The organism is Cupriavidus sp. PET2-C1, assembly GCF_054515855.1.
Window position 1 is genome coordinate 371,419 of the sequence record NZ_CM137259.1, and the last position, 22,994, is coordinate 394,412.

Sequence of the window (22,994 nt, forward strand, 5' to 3'; positions counted from 1 at the left end):
CATGAACCGCTTTACCGCCATCGCCCGCCGGATCTGCCGGATCTGCCGGACGCCGCTCGCCTTGAGTGCTGCCGCCTTGTCAGTTGCGCTCGTGCCGGCGGCGGCGCGAGCCGAGACGTTTCCCGCGCGCCCGATTCGCCTGATCGTGCCGTTCGCCCCGGGCGGCAGCGTCGACATCGCCGCGCGGCTGGTCACCGAAGCGTGGGGCCGGCAACTCGGCCAGCCCGTGGTGGCGGACAACCGCGCGGGCGCCTCGGGCAATATCGGCATGGACCAGGCCGCCAAGGCCAAGCCCGATGGCTATACGCTGGCCATCAACAACGTGGCGCTGGCGGTGAATCCGTCGCTGTTCGCCAGGCTGCCGTTCGACACCGAGCGCGACCTGGCGTCGGTTGGCACCATGGGCACTTCGCAGCATGTGCTGGTGGTGACCAACAGCCTGCCGGCCAAGAATGTGAAGGAACTGATCGCGCTGGCCAAGAGCCGCCCCGGGCAGCTGAGCTTTGGCTCGGCGGGCACCGGCAGCACCTTCCACATGGCGGCGGAGCTGTTCAAGTCGGAATCCGGCACGGCCATCCTGCACGTGCCATACAAGGGCGGCGGTCCGGCCATGGTCGATACCATCGCGGGCCAGGTGCAGCTCAGCTTCCCGGTGCTCTCCGCCGCGCTGCCGCAGGTGCAGGCCGGCAAGCTGCGCGCACTGGCGGTGACCGGGCCCAAGCGCTCGCCGCTGCTGCCCGATGTGCCCACCATTGCCGAGGCGGGCCTGCCCAACTACACCTTCGAGACCTGGTTCATCGTCAGCGCGCCGGCCGGCACGCCCAAGGAGGTGATCGCCAAGCTCAACCAGACGCTGAACCAGGCACTGGCCGCGCCGGAGATCAAGGCGCGCCTGCTCAAGGAAGGCTTCGAGCCGCTCGCCATGAGCCCGTCCCAGGCCGACACCATGCTGCACAAGGAAATCAAGCGCTGGGCCGCGCAGATCAAGCAGGCCGGCATCACGCCGGAGTAAGCGCGGTGCCTATCGCTGTGCTTTTTTGAATTACCACTCACTTCAAGCAGAGTCCCATGTCAGGCCTTACCTTCTATCGCAAGCTGGTGGATTCGCACACCGTGGCCGCGCTCGATGCCGACCACGTGCTGCTCTACGCGGATCTGCACCTGATGAACGAATACACCAGCCCGCAGGCCTTCGCCGGGCTGGCTGCGCAGGGCCGGGGCGTGCCCTCGCCGGGCCAGCAGGTGGCGGTGGTGGACCACATCATCCCCACCCACGCCGAAAGCCCGCGCCGCATCCAGGATCCCGCCTCGGCGCTGCAGGCGCGCAACCTCAAGCGCAACTGCGACCAGCACGGCATCCCGCTGTTCGATACCGATGACGCGCTGCAGGGTATCGAGCACGTGATCGCGCCCGAGCACGGCATGATCCGGCCGGGCATGGTGGTGCTGTGCGGCGACAGCCACACCACCACCTACGGCGCGCTGGGCGCGCTTGGCTTTGGCATCGGCACGTCCGAGGTGGAACACGTGCTGGCCACGCAGACGCTGGTGTACCGCGTGGCGATGGACATGCGCATCCGCGTGGACGGCGTGCTGCCGCGTGGCGCCACCGCGAAGGACCTGATCCTGCATATCATCAGCCGCATCAGCGCGCAGGGCGCGCGTGGCTATGTGGTCGAGTTCACCGGCAGCGCCATTGCCGCATTGTCGATCGAAGCGCGCATGACCTTGTGCAACATGACGGTGGAAGCCGGCGCGCGTGGCGCGCTGATCGCGCCGGATGCGGCGGCCTTCGACTACGTGCTGGCCCGCGCCGCCGATATCGATGCCACGCTGCGCGAGCGCGCGCTGGCCTGCTGGCGCGCGCTTCACTCCGATGCGGATGCCAGGTTCGACAGCGAACTGGTGTTCGACGCCGGCAGCGTGGCGCCGTATGTGAGCTGGGGCACCAGCCCCGATCAGGCGATCCCCATCGATGCGCGCGTGCCGCCGGTGGAGGATGCCGTCGACGACACGGCGCGCAGCGCTGCCGCCAAGGCGCTGGACTACATCGGCCTGCAGGCGGGCGCCACGCTCGAAGGGCTGCCGGTGCAGCGCGTGTTCATCGGTTCCTGCACCAATGGCCGCATCGAAGACCTGCGCGCCGTGGCCGCCATTGTGCGCGGGCGCAAGGTGGCCGAAGGCGTGCGCGCGATGGTGGTGCCGGGCTCCGGCGCGGTGCGCCAGCAGGCCGAGGACGAAGGCATTGCGCAGGTGCTGCTGGACGCCGGCTTCGAATGGCGCAAGCCGGGCTGCTCGATGTGCCTGGCCATGAACGACGACGTACTCGCGCCGGGCGAGCGCTGCGCCTCCACCACCAACCGCAATTTCGAGGGACGCCAGGGGCGCGCCGGGCGCACCCACCTGATGAGCCCCGCCATGGCCGCCGCGGCGGCGCTGACCGGCTGCATCACCGATGTGCGCCGCCTGGAGCAAACCAATGCCTGATGCCATGCCTGACTACGATGCCGACCTGATCGCCGCGCTTGGCGCGCCGCTGCCCATCGGCAACCTCGACACCGACCAGATCATGCCCAAGCAGTTCCTGCGCATCATCGACAAGGCGGGGCTGGACCGTGGCTTGTTCTACGATATGCGCTTCGACGCGCAAGGCGTTGCGCGCCCGGAGTTCGCGCTCAACCAGCCCCGGTACCAGGGCGCGGGCGTGCTGGTGGCCGGCCCGAACTTTGGCTGTGGCTCGAGCCGCGAGCACGCCGTCTGGGGGCTGCAGCAATACGGCATTCGCGCGGTGATCGCGCCCAGCTTTGGCGAGATCTTCTACTCGAACGCAATCAACAACCGGCTGCTGCTGGTGATGTTGCCGCAGGCCGAAGTGGATGCGCTGATGGCCGCGGTGTCGGGCGGCGTGCCCGCGCGGATCGAGATCGACCTCGCGGCGATGTCGGTGAGCGCCGGCGCGCTGCGCTTTGCCTTCACGCTGGCCGAGCGCCACCGCACCATGTTCCGCCAGGGGCTGGACATGATCGGCGCAACGCTGGCACAGTCGCCGCAAATCGCCGCGTTCGCGCGGCGCCATCACCAGTCGCAGCCTTGGCTGCAGGACGTCGCCGCCAAGACCATGGCGCGGCTGTCCGCCTGAAGGAGGACGAAACGTGTTCGAAGGGTTCACCCAACATCGCATTCCATGTGGCGACGTCGAGATCCACGCTGTCGTCGGCGGCCAGGGCCCGGCCTTGCTGCTGCTGCACGGTCATCCGCAAACGCATGTGATCTGGCACAAGGTGGCCGCCACGCTGGCGCGGCATTTCACGGTGGTTGCCACCGACCTGCGCGGCTACGGCGATAGCGGCAAGCCCGCCGGCCTGCCGGATCACGCCAACTACAGCAAGCGCAGCATGGCGCAGGACCAGGTCACGGCGATGCGCGCGCTGGGCTTCGAGCGCTTCCTTGTGATGGCGCACGACCGCGGCGGGCGCGTGGCGCACCGCATGGCGGTGGATCATCCGGATGCCGTGCAGCGGCTGGTCACGCTGGATATCGCGCCCACGCTGGCGATGTACGAGCAGACCAACCTGCAGTTCGCGCTGGCCTACTACCACTGGTTCTTCCTGATCCGGCCCGCGCCGTTTCCCGAGACGCTGATCGAGGCCGATCCGGCGCTCTACCTGCGCAGCACCATGGGCAGCCGCAGCGCCGGCCTGGCGCCGTTTACCGAGGCGGCCATGGCGGAGTACCTGCGTTGCCTGCGCCTGCCGGGCGCGGCGCACGGGCTGTGCGAGGACTATCGTGCCAGCGCGTCGATCGATCTCGAGCACGACCGTGCCGACCTGGCCGCCGGGCGCAAGGTCGAGTGCGAGATGCTGGCACTGTGGGGCGAGCAGGGCGCGGTAGGCCGCTGCTTCGCGCCGCTGGAAGAGTGGCGCAAGGTGGCAAGCAACGTGAGCGGCAAGAGCCTGCCGTGCGGGCACTACATGGCCGAGGAAATACCGGCGCTGCTGCTGGACGAGACGCTGCCCTTCCTGCTGGGCGCAGGTTAAGGACGCAACGGGCGAATGCGCTGCGAGCCGGGCTGGCTTACACTCGCTGTCTTCGCCCCCGTGCCCAACCGAACGCTTCTCCCAGCCCATGCCGCCCCGCAAGAATCCCGCCGTTGCCACCGAAACGCTCGATAGCCTCGCGCAAGGCCGCGCTGCCAGCGACCAGGCCATCCAGTTGCTCGACGGCGCCGTCAACCACGTGCTGGAGCACGGCATCGGCGACTTGTCGCTGCGCCATATCGCCGAGGCGCTCGGCACCAGCCACCGCATGCTGATCTACTACTTCGGCTCGGCGGACCAGTTCTGGGAGGCGGTGCTGCGCCGCATCCGCCATGCCGAGCTGGATGCGCGCGCCAGCCTGGCCGCCAGCGAGTCCGATCCCGCACAGGCGCTGGAGGTAGCCTGGGCGCGCTACTCGGCGGACAACTACCTGCCCATCATCCAGTTGCTGTTCGAGATCTACGGCCGCGCCATTCGCGATCGCGAACGCTTCCAGGTGTTCCTCGACGATGTGATAGGCAGCTGGACCGGCGCGCTGACCGAGCGCTTTCACAAGCAGCTTGGATTGAGCACGAGCGAGGCGAAGCTGCGGGCTCGCATCGAGGTGGCCACCGTGCGTGGCCTGTTGCTGGATCTTGTCACCACGGGCGATCGCAAGGGCACCACTGCCGCGCTGAAATACTTCGCGCGCATGCTGAATGCGCCCAGGGCCCTGGGCGCGAAATCCGAACCCGAGGCCTGATCCGTGCGCGGCGCCGGCATCGGCGCCGCAGCCTCGAAAATTTTTTTCCTCTCTGTGTACCACATGGTACAGTAAACCGGATGCACCCCGATGCGGGTGCCGCTCAAGGGGATTCGAGAGGAGATCGAAGTGAACAGACGCACACTGATACTAAGCGCCGCGCTCGCCGTGGCGGGCATGGCATGCGGTGCCGCCGGCTGGGCGCAGGACTGGCCGCAGCGCCCGGTCAGGCTGGTCGTGCCGCAGGCAGGCGGCACGGGCAACGATGTGCTCGCGCGCGCGCTGGCCGAAACGCTGGGCAAGCGCTGGGGACGCAGCGTTGTTGTGGAAAACAAGCCCGGCGCCAACGGCGTGCTGGCCATCAACTATGTGCTGCAGCAGCCGGCCGATGGCTACACGCTGTTTTTTGCGGGCGTGTCCAACCTGGCCTTTAATCCCTTCCTCTACCCCACGTTGCCCTATGTGCCGCAACGCGACCTGACCGGCGTGGCGATGCTGGCCAACTCGCCGTTCGTGCTAGTGGTCGCGCCGGCGATGCACGCCACCAGCTTTGCCGAATTCGTGCGGCTCGCCAAGGCGCGGCCGGGCGGCATCAGCTACGCCTCCGGCGGTATCGGCAACTCCACGCACCTGGCCATGGAGCTGGTGGCCGAGCGCGCAGGCGTCAAGCTGCAGCACGTGCCGTTCAACGGCGCCGGCGGCTCGACCAGCCTGATGTCGGGCGAGACGCCGGCCATGATGAATGTGGTGGCGGGCGTGCAGCCCTATATCGCCGGCAAGAAACTGGTGGCGCTGGCCGTGACCGGCGAGCGGCGCCTGGCCGCGCTGCCCGATGTGCCGACGTTCAAGGAACTCGGCTACGACGTGGCGGTGCCGGGCTGGTACGCCATCGTCGCAAAGACCGGCACGCCGGCAGCGCTGGTGCAGAAGATCAACACCGACATCAACGCAGCCCTGGATGAGCCGGCATTCAAGGACAAGCTGGCCAACCAGTTCCTCGACCCGATCAAGGGGCCGCCGGCCGAGGTGGAGCGCTATATGCAGCGCGACGCGCAGGCCTGGGGCCCCATGATCCGCAAGCTCGGCATCGCCCTCTGATCCCGGCCGGATCTGCAAGCACTCGCCCGCACCCACCTGTACCCGCCTGCACCCACTACCAAGGATTCAAGGAACCAAGGAGACTAGACATGCCCCAGATCACGACCGCCGTGCGCGACTATCGCCTGACGATGATGCACGCGCTGATGGACCGCATCCGCGTTGACGCGCTGGTGTTCAGCACGCCGGACTTCTTCCAGTTCGCCACCAATTTCCAGCTGGATGTCTGGCCGTGGGAGCGCCCCGTTTTCGTGTTCGTGCCGCGCAATGGCGAACCCTTCGCCGTGATGAACGAGCTGTCCACCAACCACATGCGCCTGTGCACGGAGAAGGATAAGGTCTGGCTGCGCGACGTGACGTACTACGCCGAGCATCCGCGCGTGTCGCAGCGGCTGGCGCTGGCGCCGCAGTTGCCCGAGGTGGTGGCGTCGCTGCTGGCGTCGCACGGGCTGGGCGGCTCGCGCATTGCCGTGGACGTGGCCCACCCGATTCTCGCGGCGGCGCAGCGCTACCTGCCGGAGCTCACGCTGCGCCCGGCCATGGCGGAGATGCGCGCCATGCGCTGGGTCAAGCATGCGGAAGAGCTGCAGGTGATGCGCGAGCTTGGGAGCCTGACGGACTGGGTGCAGGACCGCTACCGCGAGAACATTCGGCCGGGGCGGCTGGTGCAGGAACTGGACCATGCCATGTCGGCGCTGATGGTGGAGGAGGCCGCGCGCCGCTTTCCCGGCGAGGATTTCGATATCCTCAAATGCTGGACGCTGACGGGACCGGCCTCGGCCTCGCCGCATGGCGACGGCGCCGCGTGCGGCGCGCGCATCGCGGCTGGAGACACCATCGTCAACCTGATCCTGCCGCGCCTCAACGGCTACTACGTGGAGAACGAGCGCACGTGGTTCTGCGGCAAGCCGGATGCGCGCCAGGCACGCTGCTACCAGGTTGCCGCCGAGGCCACCGATGCGGCGGTGGCGGCCGCGGCGACCGGCCGGCGCGTTTGCGACATGGACGCCGCCGCGCAAGCCGTGATCGAGCGCGCGGGGCTGGGCGAGTACATCTTCCACCGCACCGGCCACGCGGTCGGGCTGATGCTGCACGAGTATCCGGAGGACATGGCCTTCAATACGCGCACGCTGCTGGCCGGCGAGGTCTACTCGGCCGAGCCCGGCATCTATGTCTATGGGCTGGGCGGCTTCCGGCTCGACGATACGGTCGTGGTGGGTGAGCGCCCGGAGGTCATCGTGAAGACGCCAAAGACACTGGATTACGCGACCGTGGCGTGATGCCGGCGGCAAGCGGGGGATAGTGGGGATGGCGGGGGCATCGTGGCCGGCACCGGCGCGCAATCCTTGGGCCGAAGGCGCGCGCCCGCATACCGGCGCGGGGCGTTCGAGGATAAAATGCGGCCGACGCCTGCCACCTGCCGCCTTGTCAACCGTGATGCATGCGGTGCTCGGACGCCCCCCCCCCCTCGACATGGACGACTCTCCCCAGCGCGCGCCATTTTTGCCCTGCCATGCCAATCCCGCGAACACGCCGCCCGCCGGGGCGTTGCCCACGCATCTTGGCGCGATGCTCGATCGCATCACGGATGGCGTCATGTCGCTCGACCGCGCGTGGCGATTCGCCTATGTCAACCAGGCCATGGAGCGCTTGCTCAAACGCAGCCGTACGGATCTCGACGGGCGTGGCATCTGGGATTGCTATCCGGACCTGATTGGCTCGGCGTATGACCGGACGTTTCACGAGGCCGCTGCCAGCGGCGCATCACGCACCTGCACCGCCTACTATGCCCCGCTGGCATGCTGGTTCGAAGCGCGCGCCTTTCCCGATGCGAACGGCCTCACCGTGCTCTTTCGCGACGTCAGCCGCGAGCGGCAGCAGTCGGCACAGCTGGAATACCATGCCGATCACGACTACCTGACCGGTTTGCCGAACCGCCGGCGCTGCACGCAGGTGCTGGCGCGCGCGGTGGCGCAGGCGGGAGAACAAGCGGCAGTACAAGTGGCAGAACAAGCAGCAGAAGCCCAGGCAGCCGTGCTGCCGGCCGGCATGCAGGCGCAAGCGCCGCAAGCGGGCGGGGTGGTGGTGCTGTTCGTCGATCTCGACCGCTTCAAGGAAGTCAACGATGCCTTTGGCCATGCGGTGGGCGACACGTTGCTGTGCAAGGTCGCAGAGCGCTTTCGCGCGCTGCTGGCACCTTCGGCTTTTGTCGCGCGCGTCGGTGGCGACGAGTTCGTGTTCATCCTGCGCGACGCGCGGCCGGGACAGGCCGAGCGCTTTGCCGGCACCATCCTGGCCGGCGTGTCGCAGCCGTTCCAGGTGGAAGGCCACACGCTGCTGCTGGGTGCCAGCGTAGGGATCGCACAGTGGCCCGAGGCTGGCGACACCGCCGACACCCTGTTGAACCACGCCGATGCCGCCATGTATGCGGCCAAGGCCGCGGGGCGTTTCCAGTTCCGCGTCTTCCACCTGGACCTCGCCCAAGGCTTGCGGCAGCGCCTGCAACTGCGCGCCGACCTGCATGCCGCGATGGCGGACGACCAGCTGGTGCTTCACTTCCAGCCGCAGTGGTCGCTGCCCGATGGCAGGCTGGCGGGCGCGGAAGCGTTGCTGCGCTGGCAGCACCCAACGCGCGGCTTGCTGCCGCCTGCCGCCTTTCTCGATGTGCTGCTGGAGTCGCCGCTGGTGCCGGCGGTGGGGCTGTGGGTCATGCGCGCCGTGTGCCGCCAGATAGCGGCCTGGCGGCGGGTTGGCCTGGCGGTGCCCAGGATCTCGCTCAACCTGTCGGCGCGGCAGCTGGTCATGCCGGGGCTGGCTGGCTTGCTGGCGGACCTCGCACGCGAGCACGAGGTGCCATGCGGGCTGCTGGACGTGGAAGTCACCGAGGACACCCTGATGACCGATCTCGACAGCGCCGCGGCGGCGCTCGACGAGCTCCGGCGCTGCGGCATCAGCGCCTCGCTGGACGATTTCGGCTCCGGATACTCGAGCCTGGCCTACCTGACGCGCCTGCCGGTTGCGACACTCAAGATCGACAGATCCTTCGTTGCGGTCCTCGGTACCGCGCCCGAGGCCCTTGCGGTCATTCGCGGGGTCATTGCGCTGGCGCGCTCGCTGGGCATGAGAACCCTGGCGGAAGGTGTGGAGACCCGCGTCCAGCAACGCTTGCTGGCCGAGGAGGGCTGCGACGCGGCGCAGGGATACCTGCTCGGCCGGCCGATGCCGGCAACGGATTTCGCCGCGGTCATGGGCCAAAGCACCGTGGCGCTGGGGGATTGATGCGGCGTGGCAACAGCTCCCGCGGCGCCGCAAGCATGTGCTGTCCCGGAGGTGCATAATCGCTCACCGATACGTTGAGCCCTAGCCCGATTTCTCCGGCCTCAACATACATTCATGAACGGATGTATAATTCCGTAATTATTCGCTTGTCCCCAAGCGATTGTTGCGGAAATTGACCATGACTTACCGATTTATTGCCGGGTGCCTTAGCGCCTGGCTCGCGATCTGCGTGACCGCGGGCTGGGTGGTGGAACGCCTCTGGTCCTGAGTACGGGTGGTCGGCTTTGCCGCTGGGAGGTGGCAAGGTTTTCGCTAGGACTTGTCATTCTTCGCGGTAATTACCACCCACCATGCACATGACCATCGATAAGAAGAACGCCAGCCTTGCCCGCCGGCTTGCAACACGTATCAAGGCGCTTGGCGCCATGGCTGCCCTCGGCGCATGCGCTGCCGCGCACGCCGATCCGGGTGTGCACGTGGCCTTTGGCCGCGATCCCGGCCACAACATCAACAAGTACGAAGTCGGCGTGAACTGGGACTCCGGCTTTGCCTGGGGCAACCCGCAGGGCTGGCTGGCCAAGCTGCAGTGGGAGGCCGAACTGGCCGAATGGAACGCCCGCAGCGGCACCAATCACCAGAATGTGACCGAATTCGGCTTCTCGCCGATCCTGCGCGTGGAAAAGCGCGGCGGCTCGCTGGTGCCTTTCCTGGAGGCCTCCGTTGGCGTGCGCATGATGAGCCATAAGGCCACCTCCGACGACCACCGCTCCGGCAGCCTGTTCCAGTTCTCCGACATGATCGGCGTGGGCATGGCCTTCGGCCCCAAGACCGCGTATGAAGCCGGCTTCCGCTACCAGCACGTCTCCAACGCCGGTATCAAGCAGCCCAATCCGGGCAGCGGCTTTTACACGGGTTACGTGCGTTATCGCTTCTGATCCTGCAAGCGTGGCAGGCTCGGCCTGAGGCCACGACGCTCAGGCCAGCCTGACCATGCCTGCGCGCGGGGCGCGCGCGGCGCGGGAGACGGATTCCGTTTCCGCGCCTTGCGCCTGCCGGCTGCGCAGCGCGTCAAAAAATCGCCACAGTGCGGGTTCATCGCTGGTTGCCACGTTGAACCGTATCCACGGCGAGTCGCCTTCTTCCGGTTCAAAGTAAGACCCCGGCGCTAGCCAGATGCCGTGCTCCAGCGCCAGCGTTGCCAGGCGGTTGCCCGACAGCGCGGCCGGGTCGCCGCCGTCTTCCGGCCGCATCCTTGCCCAGGCGAACATCCCGCCTTCCGGGCGCAGCATCACCTCCAGCCCGTGGGCTTCCATCTTCTCCGTGATCCGGTCCTGCTGGGCGCGCAGCCGTTCGGCCAGCGCCGCCACATGGCGCCCATAGTGGCCGCTGGTCAGCACCGAGTACACCAGCCGCTCGGTCACTTCCGATGACGTCAGCCCCACGGCCATCTTGGTGCGGGCGAACGCCTTGGCCAGCTCCGGGCTGGCCGCCAGGTAGCCGACCCGCAGCGATGGCGTGATGGTCTTGGAAAACCCGTTGACGTAGATCACATGCGAGAGGCCGTCCATGGCTGCCAGCATGGGTGAGCCGGGCGGCGCCAGCTCGCGGTAGATATCGTCCTCCACCACCAGCAGCCGGTACTGCTCGGCCAGTTGCAGCACGCGGTGCGCGTTCATGCTGGTGAGCGTGCCGCCGGTGGGGTTCTGCAGCACCGTGTTGACGAACAGCGCGCGCGGCGCGTGGGTGCGGATGGCGTGGTCGAGCGCGTCGGTGTCGAGCCCGCTGGCGGTGCGGCGCACGCCAACCACCTGCAAGCCCGCAAGGCGCAGGATCTGCAGCAGATTGCAGTAGCAGGGGTCCTCCACCAGCACGGTGTCGCCCGGGCGCAACAGCGTGCGGACCACCAGGTCCAGCGCTTGCGTGGCGCCCTGGGTCAGCACCACTTGCTGGGCCTGCACCGGCATGCCGTACTGGCTGAGCCCGGCGGCGATATGCTCGCGCAGCGCGGCGAAGCCGTAAGGGTGGCCGTAGCCCGAGACCTGCGCGGCGGGCACCCGCGCCGCGGCGCGCATGGCCTGGTGCAGCCCTTCCTCGTTGAGCCAGTCGCCCGGCAACCAGCCCGCACCCGCCTTGATCGGCACCGAATGATCGGCGAACACATCCGACAGCAGCCACGCGGCATTGAGCCCCGGCGCCTCCCAGCGCGCCGCCGGCGCCTGGCCGGCGGGGGCGTGGCGGTGCGCCACCGTGTAGCCCGAGCCCACCCGCGCGCTCAGGTAACCCAGCGCGGTCAGGCGGCCGTAGGCCTCGGCCACGGTGAAGGTGCTGACCCCATGCTGCTGGGCAAAGCGCCGCACCGACGGCAGCGCGACGCCGGCGCGCAGCACGCGCCGGTCCACCAGGCTGGCGATGCCCGCCACGATCTGCTCGGTGAGGGTGTCGCCGCTGCGCCGGCTGCGGACAAGTTCGAGGTTAAGCATGCGTGACATGTAAGGATGGACCTGTACAGTTTAATGGCCGTACCGGTTCGGTGGGAAGCCGCATGGCGGCGCCGGGCTTTGCGGCGCTGCAACGTGAATCCGGCTGCCGGCGGGACTTTAGCCGCCGTGGTGAGCGGGGTGGCTGGATCCGCGGGCGCGGCCGGCTGGTTCTGGCATCTCTTGATCTGTACAGTTGTCTCACTCTTAACTGTACGGTAAGGCGAGGTTCTGTCGACCGTATATTCTTTAAGCCGGGCCGGGCCGCTACAGTGGCCGCATTCACCAGAATCACCTGACAACCCGGGCGGCGCCAGCCGCCGCCCAAGCCAATGCCAATGCCAATTGCTCCTGAGGAGGATGTATGGATGCCGCCAAGACTGTGATCCCCGATCTCGATGCCCTGTGGATGCCGTTTACCGCCAACCGCCAGTACAAGGCGGCGCCGCGCTTGCTCGACTCCGCCAGCGGCATGTACTACACCTCGCATGACGGCCGCCAGATCCTCGACGGTTGCGCCGGCCTGTGGTGCGTCGCTGCCGGCCATTGCCGCCAGGAGATCGCGGACGCGGTCGCCCGCCAGATACAGACCCTGGACTACGCGCCGCCGTTCCAGATGAGCCACCCGCTCACCTTCGAGGCCGCGACCAAGGTGGCCGCCATCATGCCGGCCGGGCTGGACCGCATCTTCTTCACCAACTCGGGCTCGGAATCGGTCGACACCGCGCTGAAGATCGCGCTGGCGTATCACCGCGCCCGTGGCGAAGGCCAGCGCACCCGCGTGATCGGGCGTGAGCGCGGCTATCACGGCGTTGGTTTCGGCGGCATGGCGGTGGGCGGCATCGGCCCCAACCGCAAGGCCTTCTCGGCCAACCTGATGCCCGGCACGGACCACCTGCCGGCCACGCTGAATATTGCCGAGGCGGCTTACTCCAAGGGCCAGCCAACCTGGGGCGCGCACCTGGCCGATGACCTGGAACGCATCCTGGCACTGCACGACCCGTCCAACGTGGCCGCCGTCATCGTCGAGCCGCTGGCCGGCTCGGCCGGCGTGCTGGTGCCGCCGGTGGGCTACCTGGAAAAGCTGCGCGAGATCACCAGCAAGCACGGCATCCTGCTGATCTTCGACGAGGTCATCACCGCCTTCGGCCGCCTGGGCGCGGCCACCGCCGCCGAGCGCTTCAAGGTCACGCCGGACCTGATCACCATGGCCAAGGCCATCAACAACGCCGCCGTGCCGATGGGCGCGGTAGCGGTGCGGCGCGAAGTGCACGACACCGTGGTCAACGCCGCGGCGCCGGGCGCCATCGAGTTCCTGCACGGCTACACCTATTCCGGCCACCCGCTGGCCATGGCCGCAGCCATCGCCACGCTGGATATCTACAAGAACGAGAACCTGTTCGGCCGTGCCGCCGAGCTGGCGCCGAAGTTCGAAGCCGCGGTGCATGGCGTGCGCGGCGCGCCCCACGTGAAGGACATCCGCAACCTCGGCATGGTCGCCGGCATCGAGCTGGAGCCGCGTCCCGGCCAGCCCGGCGCGCGTGGCTACGAGGCCTTCCTGAAATGCCTGGAGCGCGGCGTGCTGGTGCGCTACACCGGCGACATCCTTGCTTTCTCGCCGCCGCTGATCATCACCGAGGCGCAGATCGAAGAGATGTTCGACACCGTGAAGAAGGTGCTGCAAGAACTGCAGTGATTGCCGTGGCCGCGGAGACAAGACAAGGAACACTGACGTGAACATCGCAGAGAACCGGCAGATCGCCGACATTGCGCACTACATTGGCGGGACCGTGCGCGCCGCCTCGTCGGACCGGTTTGCCGACGTCTTCAACCCGGCCACGGGCGCCGTGGCCGGGCGCGTGGCGCTCGGCTCGGCGCAGGACGTGGATGCCGCCGTGGCTGCGGCCCATGCCGCGTTCCCGGCCTGGTCCGAGACCGCGCCGCTCAAGCGCGCGCGCATCCTGTTCAAGTTCAAGGAGCTGCTCGACCGCCACCATGACGACCTTGCCGCGCTGATCACGCGCGAGCACGGCAAGGTGTTCTCCGATGCCAAGGGCGAAGTCACCCGCGGCGTGGAGATCGTCGAGTTCGCCTGCGGCATTCCCAACCTGCTCAAGACCGACTTCACCGACAACATCGGCGGCGGCATCGACAACTGGAACCTGCGCCAGCCGCTGGGCGTGGTGGCCGGCATCACACCGTTCAACTTCCCGGTGATGGTGCCGATGTGGATGTTCCCGGTGGCGCTGGCCTGCGGCAATACCTTCGTGCTCAAGCCGTCCGAGCGCGATCCTTCGCCCTCGCTGCTGATTGCAGACCTGCTCAAGCAGGCCGGCCTGCCGGATGGCGTGTTCAATGTGGTGCAAGGCGGCAAGGAAGCCGTCGATGCGCTGCTGGCGCACAAGGACGTGCAGGCGCTGTCCTTCGTCGGCTCCACGCCGATCGCCGAGTACATCTACACCGAAGGCACCAAGCGCGGCAAGCGCGTGCAGGCCCTGGGCGGCGCCAAGAATCACCTGGTGGTGATGCCCGACGCCGACCTCGACCAGGCCGTGGACGCGCTGATCGGCGCTGCCTATGGCTCGGCCGGCGAGCGCTGCATGGCTATCTCGGTAGCCGTGGCGGTGGGCGATGTCGCCGACAAGCTGGTGCCGCGCCTGGCCGAACGCGCGCGCGCGCTGAAGATCCGCAACGGCATGGAAGAGGATGCCGAGATGGGCCCGCTGGTGACCGCTGCGCACAAGGCCAAGGTAGAGGGCTATATCGCCAAGGGCGTGGAAGAGGGTGCCAAGCTGGTGACCGACGGCCGCGGCCACAAGGTCGAGGGTCACGAAGACGGTTTCTACGTGGGCGGCACGCTGTTCGACAACGTCACGCCGGACATGACCATCTACAAGGAAGAGATCTTCGGCCCGGTGCTGTCGGTGGTGCGCGTGCATGACCTGGCCGAAGCGGTGGACCTGATCAACGGCCACGAGTACGGCAACGGCGTGTCCTGCTACACCAGCGACGGCGGCGTGGCACGTGCGTTCTCGCGCCAGATCCAGGTAGGCATGGTGGGCATCAACGTGCCGATCCCGGTGCCGATGGCATGGCACTCGTTCGGCGGGTGGAAGCGCTCGCTGTTTGGCGATCACCATGCTTATGGGGAGGAAGGTATTCGGTTCTACACGCGGTATAAGAGCATTATGCAGCGCTGGCCGGACAGTATTGGGAAGGGGGCGGAGTTTACGATGCCGGTGGCTAAGTGAGGGTATTGGTGTTGGAGGGATGATGGGGTTTTTGGGCTGTTGCTAGTTTGTTTGAGAGCGGCGTCGGCTTTTGGACCCAAGGGCCGTACGACATCGTCCTGCGGGGTTGATTGCGGTTTTTTTGATCGGCGATGGCTTTTGCACCCAAGAGCCATACGACATCCCCCTGCGGGGGCTGCCGGTCACTTTTCTTTGACCGGCAAAGAAAACTAACGAAAAGAAAGCCGCCCTGCCGGGGGCAGAGCAATAAGGCTGTTTTTGCCTCGGCGGTTGCGTCGTATGGCCCGGAGTGTTGGCTGGCGTGTCCAACCGGCCCGAAGGACATCGCTACTGCATGACCCAATGGTCACGTGGTGGTGCCCCTCGTCGCTTTGCTCGGTGAGCGTTCGGGCATCTGCCGTTCGCGGTGCGCAGCGCCACGATCCTGCCTGACTTGGTGGTTTCGTGGTTTTGTCTCTGACGGTGGCCGCCCGGCCATTTGATGCCCTGCTGTACCGGCGCGAGCGGCACCTTGCTATCGCCCCCTCTGGTTTCGTGGTGGGCACCGTGGCCCGTCCGCGAGGGCCGCGCTCGCACCTCACGGCGCTTGCCCTCCGAGACAAAACCACGAAACCAGCCACACCCGAAACGGCGCAGCCCCTCGCGCCGCGAACGGCAGATGTGGGAATGGTCACCGCACACGAGGTCAGGGGCCGCACGACGTAACCCATGGGTCATGCAGTTGCGATGTCCTTCGGGCCGGTTGGACACGCCAGCCAACACTCCGGGCCGTACGACGCGACCACCGAGGCCTAAACAGCCTTATTGCTCTGCGCCCGGCAGGGTCGGCTTTCTTCTCGTTAGTCTTCTTTGCCGACGCAAAGAAGAGTGACCGGCAGCCCCCGCAGGGGGATGTCGTATGGCTCTTGGGTGCAAAAACCAACGCCGATGAAATAAACAGCGACCACCACCACCCAAAGAAACACCGACTAACCAAAAAGTGACGAATCCGCCCACCCCATCACGCTAAAATACGCCGCTTTTCAAAGCCGCCTACCGCGCCAGGAGTACCCGCCGATGAGTCTGTTCCGCACCAAGAACATCGAGGCCATGCTGGCCGCCGCCCGCGATGATGGCCTGAAAAAGGTGCTCGGTCCCGTCGACCTGATCCTGATGGGCATCGGCGCCATCATCGGCACCGGCATCTTCGTGCTGACGGGCACCGGCGCGCTCACGGCGGGCCCGGCGCTGACTGTCTCCTTCGTGATCGCGGCACTGGCCTGCGGGTTTGCCGCGCTCTGCTACGCCGAGTTCGCGTCCGCGATCCCCGTCTCCGGCTCCATCTACACCTACAGCTACGCCACGCTCGGCGAGATCGTGGCGTGGATGATCGGCTGGGACCTGCTGCTTGAGTACGGCCTTGCGACCTCGGCCGTGTCGGTGGGCTGGTCGGGCTATTTCCAGTCGCTGATAGCGGGCTTCGGCATTCACCTGCCGGTCATGCTCACCGCCGCACCCGGTGCCGTGCCGGGCGTGCAGACGCTGTTCAACCTGCCGGCTGCCGCGATCATGCTGCTGATCACCTGGGTCGTGTCCTACGGCGTGCGCGAGTCGGCGCGCCTGAACAACGTGATGGTGGCCATCAAGATTGCGGTGGTGCTGCTCTTCATCGGGGTGGGCGTGTGGCACGTCAAGCCGGCCAACTGGCATCCGTTCGCGCCGTTTGGGCTGGAAGGCGTCTTCAATGCGGCCGCGCTGGTGTTCTTCGCCTTTATCGGCTTCGACGCGGTGACTTCGGCCGCAGAGGAAGTGCGCAACCCGCGCCGCGACTTGCCGATCGGCATCATTGGCTCGCTGGCGGTCTGCACCGTGCTGTACGTGACGGTGGCGGCCATCATGACCGGCATCGTGCCCTTCGCCAAGTTCGCGGGCATCGATCATCCGGTATCGCTGGCGCTGCAGTACGCGGGCGAGAACTGGGTGGCGGGATTCGTGGATCTCGGCGCCATCCTGGGCATGACCACGGTGATCCTGGTGATGACCTTCGGCCAGACCCGCATCATCTTTGCCATGTCGCGCGACGGGCTGCTGCCGGAGCGGCTGTCGAAGGTGCACCCGGTGCATGCCACGCCGTTCTTCGCCACGTGGACGGTGGGCAGCGTGTTCGCCTTCATTGCGGCTTTCGTGCCGCTCAATGTGCTGGCGGAGCTGATCAATATCGGCACGCTGTCGGCCTTCACGCTGATCTCGGTGGCGGTGCTGGTGCTGCGCAAGACACGGCCGGACCTGCCGCGCGCCTTCCGCTGCCCGGGCGTGCCGGTGGTGCCGCTGCTGTCGGTGGGCTTTTGCCTGTTCCTGATGGCCCACCTGCAGCCGCTGACGTGGGTGGCCTTCCTGGCGTGGCTGGCGATTGGCCTGGCGATCTACTTCCTCTACGCGCGCCGCAACGCGGTGCTGCACGGCGGCGCCTGACGCCGCCTGCGGTTACCGTTCTACCGTTCGCGCGCGCCGGTTTCTTGCAGGAAGGCCAGCGCGCGTGGCTCCTCGACAAAGGCGGAGTTGATGCGGATCCAGGCCGAGCCCTCGCCGCCCGGCCGGAAGTAATTGCCAGGCGCCAGCGTCACCCCATGCCGCTCGGCCAGGGTCACCAGCTCGCGCGAATCCTCGATCCCGCGCGTACGAGCCCAGAGGAAATTGCCGCCCGCCGGCTCGCAATACACTTCCCAGCCGGCGTCGCCCAGGTGCTGCACCGCGCGCGCGGTGGCCTGGCGCACCCGCAGCCGCAGCCGCTCCATGTATTTGCGGTAGGCGCCGCGCTCCAGCAGCGCCGCCGTCACGCTCTCCGCGAAATGCGAGCCCGCTACGCTGGTTAGCACCTTCACATCCACCAGGTCCTTCACCAGCGCCTTGTCGGCCACCAGGTAGCCGACCCGCAGCGAGGCCGACACCGTCTTGGAAAAACCGCCGATGTAGATGACGTGCTCGAGCTGGTCCAGCGTGGCCAGCCGGTCCGTGTAGTTGGTCTGGAAGTCCGAGAAGATATCGTCCTCGACAAAACGGAAGCCGTGCCGGCGCGCCAGCTCCAGCAGGCGGAACGCCACCGGCGGCGAGAGGGTCGAGCCGGTCGGGTTCTGCAGCACGCTGTTGGTGAAAAACAGCTTGGGCTTGTGCTCGCGCAGCAGCGCTTCGGCGGCGTCCGGGTCGGGCCCGTTGCGGGTTTGCGGTACCCCCACCAGCCGCACTCCGTGCAGGCGCAGCAGGCCGAACAGGTTGTAGTAGCCAGGATCCTCCACGAACACCGTATCGCCCGGCTTGAGCAGGCGCCGCACCACCAGGTCCAGCGCCTGGCTGGCGCCCGTGGTGATCAGCACCTGCGGCAGCTCCGCCGCGATGCCGAGCTGCCGCACGCGGGTCAGCACATGCTGGCGCAGCTCCGGGCTGCCCATCGGCGTGGCGTAGTGGATCACGCTGTTGATGTCGTTGCGCGAGACCTGGCGGATGGCCTGGGTCAGCCCCTCCACGTCACGCCAGCTCTCGGGCACGAAGCCGCCCGCCAGCTTGAGCGTGGCGCTGGGATGGTTGAACTGCTCCAGGATATGGTCCGACAAATCCTCCGCCAGGCGCGGGTCCGACCAGCCATTGGCGCCGCGCGCCAGCAGCGGGCTGTCCGCGACGAAGAAGCCCGACCCGTGGCGGGAATCGAGCAGGCCCTGCGACACCAGCCGGTCATAGGCCTCGATCACCGGAAAACGGCTGATGCCATGCTCCGCCGCGAGCTGCCGGATCGACGGCAGGCGCGCGCCGGGGCGCACCTCGCGCGCGCTGATCCAGGTCTTGACCTCGTTGACGATCTGGTCGGTCAGGGGCACGCCGGTGGCGGGAACGAGGGTCAGCTTCATCGGCAGGGTGCAGGGGGAAGTGTCAGGAAAAACTACTGAACAGTTCATGTCAAACTGTTCGCAACTGTTCATGGGATTGTAGTTTGCGCTGTGAATAATGGAAGGCATGCGGCAGAAGTGCCGGCACTGGCTGGGCCGGTGGGCACGAGAGACATGGCCGCAATGCAGAACAGGAGTGATGAAATGCGCGAACTAAGGATCTTCGAATTCGATGAACTGGGCCAGCCGGTGAGCTGGCGCGCCCGCGAAGGCCAGCGCGTGAAGGCGGTCGAAGGCCGCCTTTGGCTCACGGTGGAAGGCCACCACGCGGATATCTGGCTGCTGCCGGGGGCCGTCTTTGCGCTGCCTGCCGGCACCCGGGTATGGTTGTCCGGCGAAAGCGAGGGCGCGCGCTTCACGCTGGCCGAGACGCCGGCGCCGTCGTCGTGGCGCTGGCTGGGCGGGCTGGCGAGTGCGCTGAAGCGCCGCTTTGGCGAGCGCCGTGGCTCCGGTGCCGGCCAGTGCCCGGAACCGGGCCTCTGAGAGGATCCCGGCCGGACCGCGCGCAGCGCGTGTCCGGTCATCCCGCTCCCATCCGTATTGGTAGAAGCCTGGCCAAGTGTCTGGTCATGCGCTCGCCAGAATGCCGTTTGCCGGCATCGAACTTCCCCGATGCCTCCCTCCCTCCCTCCCTCCCTCCCTCCCTCCCTCCCTCCCTCCACATCGTCGCGCCAACTATGCGAGGATGTTCATATGGCTGGCCGCGCCGCGCCGAGCGGCAATCGGCGCCGCCGTGGATGGATTGCCGTTAACGTAAACGTCATATAATCAAGCCGTCGTGCCGGCACCAGCCAGACCGCTCGCGTGTCAGATCCGAGCCGCCTCCAGAGCGGCAGCCATGGACGTCATGCGACCAGCCAGAACACCGAACGTGGTGGAGACAATGACCGATCTTTCCGATGTGCAGAAGGGCGCTCAACCTGGCGCTCAACCCGGCGCTCCCCATCAGGCGCAGGGACCGAAAGGGCCCGTCAACAAGGTGCGCTTCGTCACCGCGGCCTCGCTGTTCGACGGCCACGACGCTTCCATCAACATCATGCGGCGCATCCTGCAGTCCTCGGGCTGCGAGGTGATCCATCTCGGGCATAACCGCTCAGTGGACGAGGTGGTCAGCGCGGCCTTGCAGGAAGACGTGCAGGGCATCGCCATCTCCAGCTACCAGGGCGGCCACGTCGAGTATTTCAAGTACATGGTGGACCTGCTGCGCCAGCGCGGCGGCGAGCACATCCAGTTGTTCGGCGGCGGCGGCGGCGTGATCGTGGCGGACGAGATCCGCGAGTTGCAAGCCTACGGCGTGGCGCGGATCTTCAGCCCGGAAGACGGCCAGCGCCTGGGCCTGGCCGGCATGATCGCCGACATGGTGCAGCGCTGCGATATCGACCTGGCGCGCTATGCCCCCACCACGCTCGATGCGATGCAGGGCGGCGACCGCCGCGCGCTCGCGCAGCTGATCACGGCACTGGAAAACGGCAAGGCGGATCCCGCGCTGGCCGACGCCCTGCGCGCCGAGGCTGCCAAGGTGAAGACGCCCGTGCTCGGCATCACCGGCACTGGCGGCGCGGGCAAATCCTCGCTGACCGATGAGCTGATCCGCCGCATCCGGCTGGACCAGCGCGATGCGCTGTCCATTGCGGTGATCTCGATCGACCCGTCGCGCCGCAAGTCCGGCGGCGCGCTGCTGGGCGACCGCATCCGCATGAACGCGATCAACCACCCGCACATCTTCATGCGCTCGCTGGCCACGCGCGAGGCCGGCTCGGAGATCTCGCGGGCGCTGCCCGATGTGCTGGCGGCCTGCAAGGTGGCCGGCTTCGACCTGATCATCGTCGAGACCTCGGGCATCGGGCAGGGAGACGCCGCCATCGTTGCGCACGTGGACCTGTCGCTCTACGTGATGACGCCCGAGTTCGGCGCTGCCAGCCAGCTCGAGAAGATCGACATGCTGGACTTCGCGGATTTTGTCGCCATCAACAAGTTCGACCGCAAGGGCGCGCAGGACGCGTGGCGCGATGTGGCCAAGCAGGTGCAGCGCAACCGCGAGCAGTGGCATGCCAGGCCCGAGGAGATGCCGGTGTACGGCACCCAGGCGTCGCGCTTCAACGACGACGGCGTGACCATGCTTTACCAGGGCCTGCGCGAAGCGCTGTGCGCGCGCGGCATGCGTGCGCCGGCCGGTGTGCTGCCGCAGTTGAGCGGGCGCGTCTCCACCGGCCAGAACGTGATCGTCCCGCCGGCGCGCAACCGCTACCTGGCCGAGATCGCCGACACGGTGCGCGCGTATCATCGCCGCGTGGATGCGCAAAGCCGGCTGGCGCGCGAGCGCCAGCAACTGCGCGAGGCGCGCCGCATGCTGCTGGCGGCCTCCGGGCAAGAAGACCAGGGCGAAGCGCTGCAGTCGCTCGCCACCGAACGCGACGCCGCGCTCGGCGCGCAGGAGCGCAAGCTGCTGGCGATGTGGCCGGAGATGCGCAAGGCCTACAGCGGCGACGAATACGTGGTGAAGATCCGCGACAAGGAAATCCGCACCACGCTCACCACCACTACCATGTCCGGCACCACGGTGCGCAAGGTGGTGCTGCCACGCTTCGAGGACGATGGCGAAGTGCTCAAGTGGCTGCTGCGCGAGAACGTGCCTGGCAGTTTCCCCTACACCGCCGGCGTGTTCGCCTTCAAGCGCGAGAACGAAGACCCCACCCGCATGTTCGCCGGCGAGGGCGATGCCTTTCGCACCAACCGCCGCTTCAAGCTGGTCTCCGAGGGCATGGACGCCAAGCGCCTGTCCACCGCCTTCGATTCGGTCACGCTGTACGGCGAGGACCCGCACACACGCCCGGACATCTACGGCAAGGTCGGCAACTCGGGCGTGTCGATCGCCACGCTCGACGACATGAAGGTGCTGTACGACGGCTTCGACCTCACCAGCCCGTCGACCTCGGTGTCGATGACCATCAACGGGCCCGCGCCCACCATCCTGGCGATGTTCATGAACACCGCCATCGACCAGCAGCTCGACAAGTTCCGCGCCGATAACAGCCGCGAGCCCACCGCCGACGAGGAAGCCAAGATCCGCGCGTGGGTGCTGCAGAACGTGCGCGGCACGGTGCAGGCCGATATCCTCAAGGAAGACCAGGGCCAGAACACCTGCATCTTCTCGACCGAGTTCTCGCTCAAGGTGATGGGCGATATCCAGGCGTACTTCGTCCATCACCAGGTGCGCAATTTCTACTCGGTGTCGATCTCCGGCTATCACATCGCGGAGGCCGGGGCGAACCCGATCTCGCAGCTGGCGTTCACGCTGTCCAACGGCTTCACGTATGTGGAGGCGTACCTGGCGCGCGGCATGCATATCGATGACTTCGCGCCCAACCTGTCGTTCTTCTTCTCCAACGGCATGGACCCGGAATACAGCGTGCTGGGCCGCGTGGCGCGCCGCATCTGGGCGGTGACGCTGCGCGACAAGTACGGCGCCAACGAGCGCAGCCAGAAGCTCAAGTACCACATCCAGACTTCCGGCCGCTCGCTGCACGCGCAGGAGATCGACTTCAACGATATCCGCACCACGCTGCAGGCGTTGATCGCCATCTACGACAACTGCAATTCGCTGCACACCAACGCGTACGACGAAGCCATCACCACGCCCACCGGCGAGTCGGTGCGCCGCGCGCTGGCGATCCAGCTCATCATCAACCGCGAGTGGGGCGTGGCCAAATGCGAGAACCCCAACCAGGGCAGCTTCCTGATCGATGAGCTGACCGACCTGGTGGAAGAAGCGGTGATGCAGGAGTTCGAGCGCATCGCCGAGCGCGGCGGGGTGCTTGGCGCGATGGAGACGGGCTACCAGCGAGGCAAGATCCAGGACGAATCGCTGTACTACGAGCAGCGCAAGCATGACGGCACGCTGCCCATCATCGGCGTCAATACGTTCCGCAATCCCGATGGCGACGCTACGCCGCAATCGCTCGAACTGGCACGTTCCAGCGAAGAGGAGAAGCAGGGGCAGCTTGCGCGGCTGGCGGACTTTCACGCCCGTCACGCGGATGCGGCGCCGGCCATGCTGCAGCGGCTGCGCCAGGCCGTGATCGACAACGACAACGTGTTTGCGGTGCTGATGGACGCGGTGCGCGTGTGCTCGCTCGGGCAGGTCACGCATGCATTGTTCGAGGTGGGAGGCCAGTACCGCCGCAATATGTGAT

At 67.1% G+C, this 22,994-nt stretch carries 16 protein-coding genes; 14 read left to right on the plus strand and 2 right to left on the minus strand.

What is annotated here, in order from left to right:
• Position 1: 1 nt before the first annotated feature.
• The 9 genes from ACX12D_RS01700 (at position 2) to ACX12D_RS01740 (ending at position 10,091) form a co-directional block, all read left to right on the plus strand.
• Positions 2 to 1,012, plus strand: a complete 1,011-nt coding sequence (locus ACX12D_RS01700; protein ID WP_459372702.1) for a tripartite tricarboxylate transporter substrate binding protein — start codon at positions 2 to 4, stop codon at positions 1,010 to 1,012.
• A gap of 56 nt (positions 1,013 to 1,068) precedes the next feature.
• On the plus strand, positions 1,069 to 2,487 hold the full coding sequence (gene leuC / locus ACX12D_RS01705) for a 3-isopropylmalate dehydratase large subunit (protein ID WP_459372703.1): 1,419 nt from the start codon (positions 1,069 to 1,071) through the stop codon (positions 2,485 to 2,487).
• Complete coding sequence (gene leuD, locus ACX12D_RS01710) at positions 2,480 to 3,139, plus strand: 3-isopropylmalate dehydratase small subunit (protein WP_459372704.1); 660 nt, start codon at positions 2,480 to 2,482, stop codon at positions 3,137 to 3,139. The genes leuC and leuD overlap by 8 nt, the downstream gene beginning before the upstream one ends.
• 13 nt (positions 3,140 to 3,152) lie before the next feature.
• Complete coding sequence (locus tag ACX12D_RS01715; protein WP_459372705.1) at positions 3,153 to 4,037, plus strand: alpha/beta fold hydrolase; 885 nt, start codon at positions 3,153 to 3,155, stop codon at positions 4,035 to 4,037.
• A gap of 88 nt (positions 4,038 to 4,125) precedes the next feature.
• Positions 4,126 to 4,779, plus strand: a complete 654-nt coding sequence (locus tag ACX12D_RS01720; RefSeq protein ID WP_459372706.1) for a TetR family transcriptional regulator — start codon at positions 4,126 to 4,128, stop codon at positions 4,777 to 4,779.
• Positions 4,780 to 4,908: 129 nt separating this feature from the next.
• Positions 4,909 to 5,877, plus strand: coding sequence for a Bug family tripartite tricarboxylate transporter substrate binding protein (locus ACX12D_RS01725; protein WP_459372707.1), 969 nt, complete (start codon positions 4,909 to 4,911; stop codon positions 5,875 to 5,877).
• An 89-nt stretch (positions 5,878 to 5,966) separates the two neighbouring features.
• Positions 5,967 to 7,157 (plus strand): M24 family metallopeptidase, encoded by a 1,191-nt coding sequence (locus ACX12D_RS01730; protein WP_459372708.1) that lies wholly within the window; start codon positions 5,967 to 5,969, stop codon positions 7,155 to 7,157.
• A 193-nt stretch (positions 7,158 to 7,350) separates the two neighbouring features.
• Complete coding sequence (locus ACX12D_RS01735; protein ID WP_459372709.1) at positions 7,351 to 9,156, plus strand: putative bifunctional diguanylate cyclase/phosphodiesterase; 1,806 nt, start codon at positions 7,351 to 7,353, stop codon at positions 9,154 to 9,156.
• A gap of 356 nt (positions 9,157 to 9,512) precedes the next feature.
• Complete coding sequence (locus tag ACX12D_RS01740) at positions 9,513 to 10,091, plus strand: acyloxyacyl hydrolase (RefSeq protein ID WP_459372710.1); 579 nt, start codon at positions 9,513 to 9,515, stop codon at positions 10,089 to 10,091.
• A 39-nt stretch (positions 10,092 to 10,130) separates the two neighbouring features.
• On the opposite strand, the gene ACX12D_RS01745 is transcribed toward ACX12D_RS01740, so the two are convergent.
• Complete coding sequence (locus ACX12D_RS01745) at positions 10,131 to 11,636, minus strand: aminotransferase-like domain-containing protein (RefSeq protein WP_459373899.1); 1,506 nt, start codon at positions 11,634 to 11,636, stop codon at positions 10,131 to 10,133.
• 361 nt (positions 11,637 to 11,997) lie between these two features.
• Here ACX12D_RS01745 and aptA point away from each other — a divergent pair, with 361 nt between their 5' ends.
• The 3 genes from aptA to ACX12D_RS01760 all read left to right on the plus strand — a co-directional run bounded on the left by aptA (position 11,998) and on the right by ACX12D_RS01760 (position 17,335).
• A complete protein-coding gene (aptA, locus tag ACX12D_RS01750; RefSeq protein ID WP_459372711.1) occupies positions 11,998 to 13,329 on the plus strand; it encodes an omega-aminotransferase AptA in 1,332 nt (443 codons plus the stop codon).
• A 37-nt stretch (positions 13,330 to 13,366) separates the two neighbouring features.
• A complete protein-coding gene (locus ACX12D_RS01755; RefSeq protein ID WP_459372712.1) occupies positions 13,367 to 14,884 on the plus strand; it encodes a CoA-acylating methylmalonate-semialdehyde dehydrogenase in 1,518 nt (505 codons plus the stop codon).
• 1,056 nt (positions 14,885 to 15,940) lie between these two features.
• Entirely contained in the window at positions 15,941 to 17,335 is a 1,395-nt protein-coding gene (locus tag ACX12D_RS01760; RefSeq protein WP_459372713.1) for an amino acid permease, read from the plus strand.
• Positions 17,336 to 17,355: 20 nt separating this feature from the next.
• Here ACX12D_RS01760 and ACX12D_RS01765 read toward each other — a convergent pair whose 3' ends face one another.
• A complete protein-coding gene (locus ACX12D_RS01765) occupies positions 17,356 to 18,762 on the minus strand; it encodes an aminotransferase-like domain-containing protein (protein ID WP_459372714.1) in 1,407 nt (468 codons plus the stop codon).
• Positions 18,763 to 18,945: 183 nt separating this feature from the next.
• Between ACX12D_RS01765 and ACX12D_RS01770 the strand changes: the two genes are divergently transcribed.
• Positions 18,946 to 19,284 carry a DUF2917 domain-containing protein gene (locus tag ACX12D_RS01770; RefSeq protein WP_459372715.1) on the plus strand — a complete coding sequence of 113 codons (339 nt, stop codon included), beginning with the start codon at positions 18,946 to 18,948 and terminating at the stop codon, positions 19,282 to 19,284.
• 400 nt (positions 19,285 to 19,684) lie between these two features.
• Positions 19,685 to 22,993, plus strand: a complete 3,309-nt coding sequence (gene icmF / locus ACX12D_RS01775; RefSeq protein ID WP_459372716.1) for a fused isobutyryl-CoA mutase/GTPase IcmF — start codon at positions 19,685 to 19,687, stop codon at positions 22,991 to 22,993.
• The last annotated feature ends 1 nt before the right edge of the window (position 22,994 follow it).